Annotated in this window: 8 protein-coding genes; 4 read left to right on the forward strand and 4 right to left on the reverse strand. The window is 68.8% G+C overall.

Annotation, left to right across the window (positions count from 1 at the left end):
* Window positions 1–102 precede the first annotated feature (102 nt).
* On the forward strand, window positions 103–9,033 hold the full coding sequence (locus ACI3KY_RS12500) for a DUF5979 domain-containing protein (RefSeq protein WP_404930495.1): 8,931 nt from the start codon (window positions 103–105) through the stop codon (window positions 9,031–9,033).
* 97 nt (window positions 9,034–9,130) lie between these two features.
* Here ACI3KY_RS12500 and ACI3KY_RS12505 read toward each other — a convergent pair whose 3' ends face one another.
* Entirely contained in the window at window positions 9,131–9,865 is a 735-nt protein-coding gene (locus tag ACI3KY_RS12505; RefSeq protein WP_404930496.1) for a Pr6Pr family membrane protein, read from the reverse strand.
* 203 nt (window positions 9,866–10,068) lie between these two features.
* Complete coding sequence (locus tag ACI3KY_RS12510; RefSeq protein ID WP_404930497.1) at window positions 10,069–10,824, reverse strand: Pr6Pr family membrane protein; 756 nt, start codon at window positions 10,822–10,824, stop codon at window positions 10,069–10,071.
* Window positions 10,825–10,943: 119 nt separating this feature from the next.
* Between ACI3KY_RS12510 and ACI3KY_RS12515 the strand changes: the two genes are divergently transcribed.
* On the forward strand, window positions 10,944–11,171 hold the full coding sequence (locus tag ACI3KY_RS12515) for an RNA-binding S4 domain-containing protein (RefSeq protein WP_404930498.1): 228 nt from the start codon (window positions 10,944–10,946) through the stop codon (window positions 11,169–11,171).
* A gap of 108 nt (window positions 11,172–11,279) precedes the next feature.
* Here ACI3KY_RS12515 and ACI3KY_RS12520 read toward each other — a convergent pair whose 3' ends face one another.
* Window positions 11,280–11,402, reverse strand: a complete 123-nt coding sequence (locus tag ACI3KY_RS12520) for a hypothetical protein (RefSeq protein ID WP_404930499.1) — start codon at window positions 11,400–11,402, stop codon at window positions 11,280–11,282.
* Between ACI3KY_RS12520 and ACI3KY_RS12525 the strand changes: the two genes are divergently transcribed.
* On the forward strand, window positions 11,403–11,825 hold the full coding sequence (locus ACI3KY_RS12525) for a cupin domain-containing protein (protein WP_404930500.1): 423 nt from the start codon (window positions 11,403–11,405) through the stop codon (window positions 11,823–11,825).
* The gene (locus ACI3KY_RS12530) at window positions 11,822–12,199 is read left to right on the forward strand and encodes a DUF2255 family protein (protein WP_404930501.1); all 378 of its coding nucleotides are present in this window, start codon (window positions 11,822–11,824) and stop codon (window positions 12,197–12,199) included. Before ACI3KY_RS12525 ends, ACI3KY_RS12530 begins: the two co-directional genes overlap by 4 nt.
* Before the next feature lie 113 nt (window positions 12,200–12,312).
* Here the strand turns inward: ACI3KY_RS12530 and ACI3KY_RS12535 are convergent, their stop codons facing one another.
* Window positions 12,313–13,287, reverse strand: coding sequence for a manganese catalase family protein (locus tag ACI3KY_RS12535; protein WP_404930524.1), 975 nt, complete (start codon window positions 13,285–13,287; stop codon window positions 12,313–12,315).
* Between the last annotated feature and the right edge of the window lie 173 nt (window positions 13,288–13,460).

The raw sequence follows: 13,460 nt of genomic DNA on the forward strand, positions 1-13,460 counted from the left end.
TGGAATTTGCCGCTGATCGGCCCCTAGGCTGGCGAAGTCACTGCACTCAGGGGGTTGAGGGTTATGAAGCGGCGTCGGCGTCTTCTGGCAGGTATCACGGCGTTGACACTGGCGGCCGCATCCGTCTTCGTCGGGGTCGCGTCTCCGGCGTTCGCGGTCGCCGCGTTCGCGATCCAGAAGACCGCGGTGGAACCGGGGCCGTTCGGTCCTGGCGACACGGTGACCTACCAGATCACGGTCAACTGCTCGTCGACCAACGAGGCAGGCTGCTTCGACACCGTCGTGAACGATGCGCTGCCCGAACCCCTGATCTTCAACACCGATCCCGCGGTCGACCCGGTGACGGTCCAGATCGACCCGCCCGCCGGCCAGCCGGCCGGCACCTACGACCTGAAGGTCGACACCGCCGCCAACAGCTTCACCGTCGCACCCGGACTCGACCTCGCGGCCGACCCGGTGCTCTGGCCGGCCGGCTACGGCATGACCATCACGGTCAACGCCATGGTCGACCCGAGCGCTCCGGGTACGTACGACGGCCAGACCATCACGAACACCGCCACCGCAACGGGCACCAATGCGCCTGAAGCGTCCGCCTCCGACGGCATCGTGCTCGACATCGAGACCACGCTGCTGGCGAGCATCGCGAAGGATGTCACCCCCACCAGCACGATCCCCGCGGTGCCCGGCCAGGCCGTCGACTGGACTGTCACCCCGGGCAATGCGTCGAATCAGAACGTCGACACGATCGTCATGCAGGATCCGGTGAATCCGCCCACCGCGGACGGCTACCTCGACGTCGCCGGCGTCGACATCACCGCCCCACCGGGCACGACGGGCACGACGACCGAGTACTACGTCGACGGTGGCTGGACGACGACCGAGCCCGACCCGCTGTCGGATGCCGGCGGCGTGCGCGTGACCTTCACCGGCACGTTCGCGCCCGGGGCAACGGGCGAGGTCATCGTGCACACCGTGACCAACGACACCGTCACCACGATCGCCGACCAGACCGAGGTGACCGTCACGAACGACGCCTCCTCCACCGTGACCGAGGACGGCACCGCCAGCCCACCGGTCACCGATGACGCGAGCGTCACGATCGCGCAGCGGAATCCCGACGTCAGCATCGAGAAGTCCTTCGCCGACAACACGCTGGTGAGCGGCCAGAGCACGACGGCGAACATCACCGCCACCGTCGGCGAGCAGAACGTGCAGACCCTGACGGTCACCGAGCCTTCCACGGACGCCGCAACGTTCTCCGAGCAAGGGCTGAGCTTCGACGGCTTCACCGGCGATGTCGAGTGGCCGGTCGCCGCGACCGAGGCGGAGATCACCTACACGTACAGCGACTGCGCCGACAGCTCCGCGTCGACCACCACCGTCGGCACCCTCCCGGCCGCCACCGCCGGCTGCACCGTCGAGGGCTTCACGGTGGTCTACTCGGCAGACGGTGACGACATCGTCTCGGGCGCGTACGCCACGATCCCGATGAACGTCACGGCTCTGCCGACCGACACGACGGTGTCGAGCACGAATGCCGTCGACACCATCGTCGAGAACGCGAACGGTCAGGAGGGCACCGACGACGCCGAGGCACCGTTCACCATCGAGCCTCAGACGCTCGACACCACGGTGACCAAGTCGATCAGCCCCGAGACGGTCTGGGGCGTGCCGGGCACGGACGCCGACATCACGCTCACCGGCAACGTGACACCCGAGTCGACGGTCGGCTCCGAGAAGCTCGTCATCTCCGATCCCGAATCAGCCGAGCAGGGCTCGGAGTTCTGGGACAACTTCACCGCCACCGAGATCGACAACACCGACATCCCGGCGTGCACCACGCTGACGCTCCGGTATTGGGACGCGCCGGACGGCCCGTGGACGGACCTCCCCGGTGCGACCGAGGTTCCCGGGCCCCAGGCGCTCTGGTCGTACCAGATCCCCGCCGACCTCCAGGGCGATATCGGCGGCATCCAGTTCGAGTACCTGCCGATGGATGCGGACGGATGCCCCGAACTGCTGCCGCCCGGATTCACCGTGGTCACACACATCGAGGTCGAGGTGACCGAGCCGCACGACGCACCGGTGACCTTCACCAACACGGCCCAGTCGCTCGTCGACAACCCCGATGCGGGCGGCGAGCACACCGACAGCGCGTCGGACGACATCAACCTGCTGCCGATCGACGGCGGGACCGGCCCCGACTTCCTCGACAAGGAGTGGACGCCCGAGGACGACGTGGCCGCGCTGTCGGGCGGCACGCGGACCGCGCGCCTGTGGTGGTCGACCGACGGCCTGAACATCACCGAGATGACGCTGACGGACATCTCCGAGACCGCGGATCCGGAGGACACTGTCGCGTCGGTCTACGACGCTTTCGACCTGGTCGCGATCGACCCGATCACCCCGGCCATCGACCCGCTGATCGTGAACGACGTCGTGACAGAGGTCTCGCTCTACCTCGACGGCACCGGCTGGACCGACATCACCACCCAGGCCTGCGCGAGCGGCTGCGATGGCCAGTTCGGCGGCTATCAGCTCACCACCGAGCAGGCGGCGGCAGCGCTCGCCGTGCGGGTGGTGCTCACGGAGAAGACCGCCGGCGCCGGCGTCGGCACGTCGTACGACCGCCGACCGTTCGACCTCGACTTCCGCGTGCGCGACACGCTGCGCAGCGATCCGGCGCAATGGGTGCTGGGCGACCTGCACAGTTACGGGTACAACACCGGCGAAGCCGGCCTCGTCGACAACACCGCGAGTGCGCACGGGGTCAACGAGACGACGGGCGTGGACAGCGTGGACGTCGACGGCGACACGATCCTCATCGTCGACGAGCCGATCAATGCGACGCTGACGAAGGACTTCGATCAGACCCAGCTCGGTCTGCCGGACCCCGCGCTCAACGTGGACCCCGCCGAGTACCCGCTCATCAGCGGCACCCTCGTGGCGACGAACACGTCGGAGGCGCGGGTGACCGGCATGGTGATCACCGACCCGGCTGCCACCCAACCCGATCCGACCGTCTTCGACACGCTCAACCTCTACGACATCGACGCGATCCAGCTGCCGCCGGGCATCACCGACGCCGAGACCACCGTCACGCTCGACCGCAGCGGCACGCCGACGGACTATTCGTACGCCGATGCGCTCGCCCTCGACGCCGGCGACCTCGCCGACGTGACCGGGATCACCGTGGCCTTCCGCGACGACGACGGAGCAGCGGTCATTCCGCAGGGCGGATCCGGTCGCGTCACCCTGACCTGGCAGCTGCGCGAAGTGCTGCGGTCGGATCCGAGCACGCTCGTGACGGTCACACCCTCGGGCGCGAGCATCGCGAACGTCGCGAGCGTCCAGCTCGAGACGCCCGTGCTCGACGACTGCGCCGACAACCAGTGCGGCACCGGCTACGCCGAAGACGCCGACGAGTTCGCGATCGTCCCGGCCGGCTACTCGATCACCACGACCAAGTCGATCACGCCCGCGTCGATCTACGAGGATCAGTCGAAGAGCTACGTCACGCAGCTGGGCGGACGGCCGAACGGCACGGCGCGCACCACCTTCTTCAGCCTCACCGACACAACACCGACGTTCTGGAACACGATGGACTACCTCGGCGCGCAGATCACCGTGCCGGCACCGGTCAACCAGGTCGCCATGGACGTGCTCGTCGACGACGACGCCGGGTCCGACATCGTCTACACCGAGGCGGGCGGCACGTTGACCGCGACCTGCAACGGCGTTCCCCTCGCGGCCGACTCACCATGTTGGGTCGACGGCGAGTGGACGGATGCCGAACCCGGCGACATCGTCAGCTTCGACCTCCCCACCGGCGTGACCGACGAGGGCACCGTCGTAGGCGTGCGGTTCCGCGCCCAGGAGGTCGATGACGCGGGCACGGTCTTGCAATGGGAGCGGCCGTTCAACCCGCAGCTGACGTTCTCGGTCACGACGGAGCGCCGCGACTTCCTGCGCAGCGACCCGACCGTGCTCGTCTCGACGACCCGGCCCGACCTGCAGCCGAACCCCGGCGAGACCGAGCTCGGCGTCATCAGTGACGACGTGCAGTCCTTCAGCACGGCGCAGTTCGGCACACAGACCTTCACCCAGACAGGCGCGGCGGCCGACAGCACGATCGTGCAGCACCGCCCGAATTCGGTGAGGGTCACCAAGACGCGCGGCTCGTCGGCGCTCATCAGCCAGAACGGCACCATCCCGTACATCATCAGGGCGGTCAACACCGGGCAATGGAACATGACCGGGTTCACGATCGTGGACCAGGTCGCGACCGACGCCCAGGGCTCGCTCCTCATCGAGCCGGATCCGACCGCCTACAGGTTCGCGCTGACCGGCACCGGTGCGCCCAGCGGGAACCCGGGGTTCACGGCATCCCTCGACGAGACGACCGGGCTGCTCACGATCACGCCCCCGGCCGGCTTCGTGTTCAACGCCGGCTGGACGCTCACGGTCAATGCACCGCTGCGGTTCCGCGACGACGTGACCCCCGACACGGTCGTGACGAACGTGGCGACGGTGTCGTCCGACCGGCTGTTCGAGACGTGTGAGAGCACGACGGTCGTCGATGGCAGGGACCTCACGCCCAAGCCGGTCGAGAACACTCCGCCGGGAGTGGCCGAGTGCTCGGCCGATACCTCGATCTCGCCGATCGCGATCGCGACGATCGCCGCGAAGAAGTACGTCAAGGGCGACGACGCGGGCGACCCTGCGGTGCCCGGCGACGACGATCTCGGCGTGCTGAACGTCGACGGCGATGCGGCCGCGTGCGACGCGAGCGTCCCCGGCGTCACGAACGACGGCTTCTACTCCTACCCGTGCGCTCCGGTCACCAGGCCCGGCGGACGCGAGACGTGGCGGCTGGACTTCACGAACACAGGCAACACGAGCGCCCGTGTCGTCGCCGCGCTCGATGTGCTGCCCTCGGTCGGTGATGAGGGCGTCATCGTGCCGGGCGCCCGCGACTCGCAGTTCCCGGTGACCCTGGCGGGCGACGTCTTCGCGAACTTCGGCGAGCTGGCCGACAGTGCGAACGCCATGGGTGCGGTGCTCATCTCACCGGTGGAGCTGAGTCAGGAGTGCAACACCAACGCGATCAAGGTCTACACCGAAGACGCGGCGCCGCTGCCCGGATGCGATTTCGGGTGGGTTCCGGTGAGCCCCATCACGCCTGTCGGCACGCTCAACGCCACCCGCAGCATGCTGCTGGTGCTCGAATACCAGAACCCGGGGCAGGTCTCTCCGGCACCCGGCCTGCGCCCCGGCGAGACGCTTCGCCTGATCTTCGACACGCAGACGCCGTTCGAGCTGCCCGCCGCCTCGGCGGTGCCGTCGGGCCTTCCCGTCGCATACAACTCGTTCGCGACGGCATCCCGCTCGAACCCGACCGTGACCCAGCCTGAACGGCCCTCGCTCGTCGTCGAGCCGCAGAAGGTGGGCGTCGCGGCGGCGACCGGTCAGCTGCTGCTGTCGAAGGTCGTCGAGGCACCCGAGTTCGCCACCGACATCGAGCTGCCCGACAGCTATCCGCTGCTCGTGAGCTGCACCTCGGGGGGCTTGCCGGTGACGCTGCTGCACGCCGACGGCACCGACGCCAGCAGGCCGTCGGTGGACGCCGACGGCACCGTGCTCGCCTACAACAGCATCACCGGACCGGTGAACCTGCCGCTGTTCTCGACGTGCACGGTGACCGAGGACCCGGTGATCCCGGGCGTCACGGTAACGGTCGAGCCGGAGGACGGCGTCACCGCCGACCGCGACTGGAGCGAGGAGCCGTCGGTCTGGGACGCCTACAGCGGCGATCCCGAGCAGTCCTCGATCGAGGTCACGAACGTCTTCGCCGCCGGTGGCTTCACCGTCGAGAAGTCCGTCGACAGCGGCGACCCGGTGAACCAGGACGGTGATCCCATCGTCTACGAGCGCACCTACACGTTCCAGGCGAGCTGCATCTACCTCGATCAGGAGACCATCCCCGGCGCGGACCTCGAGTTCACGCTCGCCGATGGCGAGTCCAAGACGTTCTCCGACATCCCCGCGGGTGCAGAGTGCACCGTGACCGAGACGGATGCCGCAGGGGCGGCGAGCACGAACATCACGATCACCGAGGCCGGCGGGGAGCCGGTCACCGTGGATGAGGCATCCTTCACGATCCTCCCGTACGCGGACGAGACGAGCACCGCCCTCACCGCTGTCGCGTTCGAGAACGTCTACACGACCGGGCCGGTCGAGGTCACCAAGGTGATCGTGGACCCGGGCGGCTGGGGTACCGCGGAGTTCACGGTGGAGATGTCGTGCACACTGGATGGCGTCACACCGAACCCGGTGTTCGAGGACTCCACGACGCTCGATGCCGACAACACCACGTGGCTCGTCGAAGACCTGCCGACCGGCGCCGAATGCACCGTGACCGAGACCGAGAACGGCGGCGCGAACGATTCGACCGACAGCGTCACGGTGACCGTCGGCGACGACCCGACGGCGCCCGTCGAGGCCGCGATCACGAACACGTTCACGATCGGCTCACTCGAGGTGCAGAAGGAGCTCGACGGCGCACCCGCGAACGGCCTCGACCCGGCGACCACCGACGTGTACACGGTGAGCCTCGCGTGCACCCGCGTCGTGAACGGGGAGACGGTCGACGTCGCCATCCCCGGCGGTGCGACGCGGACGATCACCGGCGCAGGCACCGCGCTCTATGAGGGGCTTCCGACCGGCGCCGAGTGCTCGGTCACCGAGACGGATGCCGGCTACGCCACCGGCACACCTGTGATCAGCCCTGATCCGGTGACCGTCGGCGACGGCACCACGCCGGTCGTCGTCTCGGTGACCAACGTGTTCGAGAACGGTTCGGTGTCGGTCGCCAAGTCGGTGGACGCCCCCGATGGCTTCCCGGTGCCCGAGGAGTTCACGGCCACCGTGTCGTGCACCTGGCAGGGCGCCGAGGTTCCGCTCGCCGATGAGGGGGTCGTGACGATCGTGCCCGGCGAGGACCCGGTCGAGATCCCGGACGTTCCGGTCGGCTCGGTCTGCACGGTCGCGGAGGAGGACGCCGGCCAGACCGGCACGACCATCTCGCCGGAGTCGATCACCGTGACCGGCGCCGATGAGACCTTCGCGTTCGACGTCGAGAACACGTACGAATGGGCGTCGCTCGAGGTCGGCAAGATCGTCGAGTCGGCGAGCCCGTACATCCCGACGCAGTTCGGCTTCCACGTCGTGTGCACGTTCGAGGGCGAGACGGTGGTGGACGAGACGTTCGCCCTCGACGCGAACGAGACCGAGACGATCGCCGAGATCCCCGCGCGCTCCGAGTGCACGGTGACCGAGACCGACGACCGCCAGGCGGACGGCACGATCACCGAGGCCGATGTGCCGGGCGTCGAGGGCGATCTCGCGCCCGTGATCGACCAGGAGACGCGCACGGTCGTGATCCCGGAGCTGCAGCCCGACAGCACAGCGGTGGTCAACACCGTGACGTACACCAACCTGTACGACGCCACAGCCCTGCTCCTCGTGAAGGAGTTCGAGGGTGCCGGCGCCGACCAGTTCGGCCTCGACCAGACGTTCACGTTCACCGCCACCTGCACATTCGCCGGTGAGACCGTGCTCGACACCCAGGTCGAGCTGAACGCCGAGAACGGGTGGACCACGGCGGTTCAGGAGGTCATCCCGGGCTCGGAGTGCTCCGTCGTCGAGGACGATCTGAAGGGCGCCGACGCGGTTGTCATCGAACCCAACGACGGCGAGAACACGTCGGTCGGAACCGGCACCGTGCCGGTCACCGGCGGCCTCGTCACGGTTACCGCGACGAACTGGTACCTCACCGGCTCGCTCGAGGTGACGAAGACGCTCGCGGGCGACGGCGCCGAGAAGTTCGGCACCGCGGCTTACGAGCTGCGCCTGGCGTGCCTTCGCGACGGCGAGATCGTCGACATCCCCGATGGCGGCATCCGCATCGTGAGCGCCGACTCGCCGACGGCCCTGTGGGAGAACCTCCCCACCGGGTCCGAGTGCCGCCTCGTCGAGGTGGATGCCGGTGGCGCGAACTCGACGGAGATCCTGGACGCCGACGGAAACGTGGTGGCGGGCGACGGCGAGGGCTACACCTTCACCGTCGAGACCGACCCGGCGATCCTGAGCGTCGACGACCAGCCGCAGCCCGATCTGCAGGTGCGCAACACCTTCAACCTCGCGCAGGTGTCGGTCTCGAAGACCGTCGACAACGGCGGCGCCGTCGACCAGAACGGCGAGCCGATCGCGTACGGCCCGTTCGAGGTGGAGCTCGCCTGCATCTGGGATGAGCAGCGGGTCACGGCGGCCGAGCCCATGACGCAGCAGATCGCCGACGGCGAGACGGTCACGTGGACCGAGCTGCCCGAGGGCGCCGACTGCACCGTCACCGAGACCGACACGGCGGGGGCCGAGTCCACGACGATCGTGGTGACCGAGGGCGGCGAGGCCGGAGACCCGCAGTCCGCGACGGTCACCGAACTGGCACCCCTTCCGAATACGGATGCCGCGGATCAGACCTCGGTCGCGATCGCCAACGCGTTCGGGGTCACGGCACTCAGCATCTCGAAGATCCTGGACGGCACCGGCGCCACATCGGTCAACCGCACGTTCCCGGTGGACGTACGGTGCGTGCTCGTGGACCCGTCGCACCCCGAGCCGGGACTCGTGGTGCTCGACGCCTCCTACGACATCGGCGGCCCGAACCGGCTCACCGCCGAGATCGAGAATCTGCCGGCCGGCAGCGAGTGCACGGTCACCGAGACCGACACGGGGGACGCCGCCCAGACGACGATGACGGTGGACGGCGAGGAGCAGCCCGGAGCGTCCGGCACCGTGTCCCTCGCGTCGGGGACCGTGACGATCGCGTTCACGAACACGTTCATCGCTCCGCTGCCTCCCACCGGCCTCGAGGGACGCGCCGTCGTGATCGCGCTGTCGGTCGGGTTCGCCATCCTTGCGGGCGGTGTCGTCCTGGTGCTGGCGGCGATGCGTCGGCGTCGGCTGAGCTGAACCGTCGGAAAGGCGGGGCCGGCTGCTCCGGCCCCGCCTCTCCTGTCGTCGGCGGACGGCGTTCCTGCCACCCGAACCGGCCGACCCGACCGCGCGCTCAGATCGGCAGCGCCCCCCGTGCCGCCGGCGCTCCGTGGCGCACCGCGCGGCGCTCGCGGTAGCGGCCGATCACGATGATCGCGACGCCGATGGCGAGGAAGCCCGCCAGGATCGCCCCGATGTAGATGAGCGCCGACGAGTAGCCGCCGTCGCCGTGCGGGTCGAGGAACGGGTAGGGGTACCACCACGCCGTGGTGCCGTCCGGATTCCCGACGCGCTCGCCACGGACCATCGTGTACGTCGTCCAGCCGAGCGGGTAGCCCACCAGCACGGCGAGCGACCACCACGGCAGTCCGCGCCGGTGCGGTGCCAGCAGCAGATCGAGCAGGAAGTAGATCGGCAGTACGACGTGCAGCACCTCTGCCGCGTAGCCGTCCATCATCGCGATGCCGACCGAGTCGCCGAGGGCGACCGGTGCCGGCAGTCCTCGGAGCAGCGCGTTGTAGACGAGGCCGAGCAGCAGCACCGGTCCCGTCACGGCCGCGAGGGCGAGGGCGATGCCCAGCGGCTCGCGCCCCGTGCCCGGGTGCCGCATCCCCCATGATGCGGCGACGAGCAGCGTGACGATGCCGAGCAGCGTCGACACGATCGTGAACAGACTGAAGTAGTTCGCCAGCACGTCGCCGAGGCCCTGCCCCTGGCGCGCCGCGCGATCCACGTTGACGATGAATCCGGCGACGACACCGGAGAACCCGGTGATCGCCGCGGCGATTCGAAACCATGACCAGTACATGTCTCCCCCTTGTCGACACCACGCGGATGCGTGTCGTCTTGCCCGAGCACAGATGTACTCCTGCCGATACGGGAGGACCGGAAACATCTGTGAGGGTGGGGTGCGGAAAGCGCGCGCCGATACGGCACCGTTGTACAGAAGCCACAACGTGTCCGCCGTTCGGGGGACAGAAGTTACAAACGCCCGTGACGGGCCAGTTTGCGTCAGTCCGATGGCGTGGATGTCACGGCCACGCGGGCGCCGGCATCCGTCCCCGCATCGGCATCCGCTGCACCGGAACGGCGCCCCCACCAGACGACGAAGGCGCCCACCGCGACGATCGCGAGCGCGATGCCGATGACGTAGAGGACCACGGAGGGCCAGCCGCCGGGCGCGTTCGGGTTGAGGAACGGATACGGGTACCAGAACGGGTCGCCGGAGACGGGGTTGGTGACGAGGGGTCCGCGGATCATCGTGTAGATCACCCAGACGATCGGGAAGGCCACCACCGCCCACAGGCTGCGCCAGGGCAGCGAGCGGCGCAGGGGCCCGAAGAACACGTCGGCCAACAGGAACAGCGGGCCGATCAGATGCAGCACCTCGTTCGACCAGGGGATGGGCGCGCTGCCCTGGGGCAGCTCGATGTTGCGCAGCAGCGCGTTGTAGACGATGCCCGTGATGATCATGTAGCTGCTCGCGCAGACGAGGGCCACGGCCAGCGCCGGGGGCTCGACGGCCGCTCTGCGGCCGCGAGCGAAATACCAGACCGCTGCCCACACGAGCACGATCGCCGCGATCGCGTTCGAGAGGATCGTGAAGAAGCTGAAGAAGTTCGCGACCGTCGTCGTGACGTCGCGATCGAGCTCGGTCGCGGTGCCGATCGACTTCGAGAGCTGCGCCGTGATCGCCGCCACCGTGACGGCGGCCATCGCGAGCCGCAGCACCGTCCACACCGTCGCCCATGCCCGAGTACGCGTCATGGCCACACCATAGCGATGGCCGTGCGCGGCGTCGTGGCACCGTGGGTCCCGGCGTGGCGCCGTCGCTCCCTGTCGACCGCGAGGCCCGCGACGGGGACAGCGTCGTCTAGCATTCGGGAATGACGAACGCGGCCCCGATCGATGACGTCCCGATCGGCTCTGATGGCATCCGCCTCGGGCAGTTCCTCAAGTTCGCCGGGCTCCTCGACTCGGGGGGAAACGTCAAAGAGGCCATCATCGACGGCTATGTGACCGTGAACGGCGAGGTCGATCGCCGCCGTGGGCGGCAGCTGCAGCTCGGTGACGTCGTCGGCTTTGAGGGTCGCCGGGTGCGCGTCTGCCCGTGAAAGCGTCGAAGCGAACGGCCCCCCCGATGAGGCCGCATTTGCGGCCCACGCGGCGCCCCGACGTCGTGGACAGCCTCACGACGTCGTAGGGGGTTCTGCCAGTACACGTCACGCCAGCACCTTCCCCATCTGCGAGCCGGGGAGTGGAATGGTCGAGCGGGCGCGGAGGAAGCCGCCATGACGGGCTTCGATGCGCTCGACGAGCTCGCTGGGCACAGGAAGGCAGGACACATGAGCACTCGGATGCAGCCGAAGACCCCGACGGTGAAAGGGCCCGGCGAATGGTTCACCGGCGACGTGTACTTCAACGCGTACTACGCCGGTGAGGAGCCGTCGCGCGCGCGGCTGAACCTCGTCCGCTTCACCCCCGGTGCGCACACGGCATGGCACACGCACGCCGTCGGACAGACCCTTCACGTCACGGAAGGCCGCGGATACGTGCAGAGCCGCGGCGAGGACGTCATCGAGCTGCATCCCGGCGACACCGTCTACACGCCGGCGGGGGAGTGGCACTGGCACGGTGCCACGGCCGATGACTTCATGTGCCACCTGGCGATGTGGGAGGCGCCTGCCACCGGCGAGCCCGAGACCGTCTGGGGCGACAAGCTCGCGCCCGGCGAGTACCCGCACCGCAGCGAGGAGCGCGCTTCATGACCGCCTGGACCGCTGATGAACTGCGCCGGATCGGAAACGCCACCGAGCTGCGCGTGACCTCGCAGCGCCCGGACGGGACACTGCGACCCTTCACCACCATCTGGCACGCGACCGTCGGCGACACCCTCTATATCCGCTCCGCGCACGGCCCGGAGAACGGATGGTTCCGCCGGGCGCGGCGCTCCGGCCTGGGCCGGATCAGCGCCGGCGGTATCGAGGCCGATGTCACCTTCCGCCCGGCCGAACCCGAGGTGCGGGCGAGCATCGACAGCGCGCTCCACGCGAAGTACGACAGGTACGGACCCGGCCCGGTCGGAGCGATCACCGGCGACGACGTCCTGGAGACCACCCTGGAAGTGCTGCCGCGACGCTGAGCCGAACAGGCGGGGCGCACGCCGGCACGCGGCACACCCGCCGGCACGCGGCGCGCACCCGGCACGCGGCGCGCACGCGGCGCCACGCCGCGCCCCATGGCGGGCGATCGGCGTCAGCCGAGCCTGCCGAACGTGGTGTCGATGTCGGCCATCTCCATCGCCGCGGTGGCTTCGATGAGCGCGATCAGCTCCGGGTCGGCGCCGGGAGAGAACTCCTCGGGTCGCTCGGCAGCGATCTCGATGGGCACACCCTCCGGTGCTTGCTCGGTGGCGTCGAGCTGCGTGCCGTCGTCCGAGGGCGACATGCCCTGGAAGATCCTCCCCGCCTCGGACTGGTCGCCGAGGTCGAAGGAGTACTGCTTGCTCTGCAGGCCCAGGTCGAGCAGCCGCTTCACCTCGGGGAACCGCTCCGCGTTGGTCTTGGGGATGGGAAGGGCGGTCCTCCACTTGACGCCGAGCGTCTCGAGCGCCCGGGCGTAGGCGTTCTCGTGTGCCTGGTCCCTCACGATCAGGTACGAGATCGTCGACCGGGCCGTCTTGTTGTCGGTCATCTCGTACAGGCGGCACTTCTGGAGGCGACCGGTGGATTCGAGCATGAGGTTGTAGAGCAGATCGAGAACGAGGTTCCCCGAGTTGTAGACATAGCTGCCGCTCCACGGGTTTCCGGCCGCGTCCACGGGCAGCGCGCCCTGGGCACCCACCAGATAGTGGTGGATGTTGCTGTGGTCCAGTGCGATGTTCAGGGGCGTCGCTCCCCGGGCTCCGGGGAGGTCGACCGGGTCGGCGGGCTTGCCCTGGTACGCGGGGGATCCGTCGAGCAGACGCGCGATCGTGGTGCCGATCAGCTCCACGTGACTGATCTCCTCCGTCCCGATGCCCTGGAGCAGGTCCTTGTACGGCTTCGCGTTGGCGCCGCGGAAGTTGATGCTCTGGAACAGGTACTGCATCATCGTGCGCATCTCGCCGAACTGGCCGCCCAGCCCTTCCTGCAAGGCGTTGGCGGCGGCGGGATCGGGCTCGTCCTGTTCGATGGGGTTGATCAGGTTCTGCAGGTGGAAGTACGCGGGGTCTCCTCGATGTCGGCGAATGTACGGAACACCCTCTGGCCGCACGGTCAGGGTCGGCACCGGGATGGACACGACCACACGCGACGCGTACCATCCGCCGCGGCGCGGATCCGGTGGGACTCCGCCACCCGCCGAGGGGATGTCCGCGGCGCCCCGATAGGATGGGGTGTAACCGTCCGATAACGGGGGAGTAG

Origin of the sequence: Microbacterium sp. ZW T2_14, from assembly GCF_044987405.1 — a bacterium.
Lineage (GTDB): Bacteria > Actinomycetota > Actinomycetes > Actinomycetales > Microbacteriaceae > Microbacterium.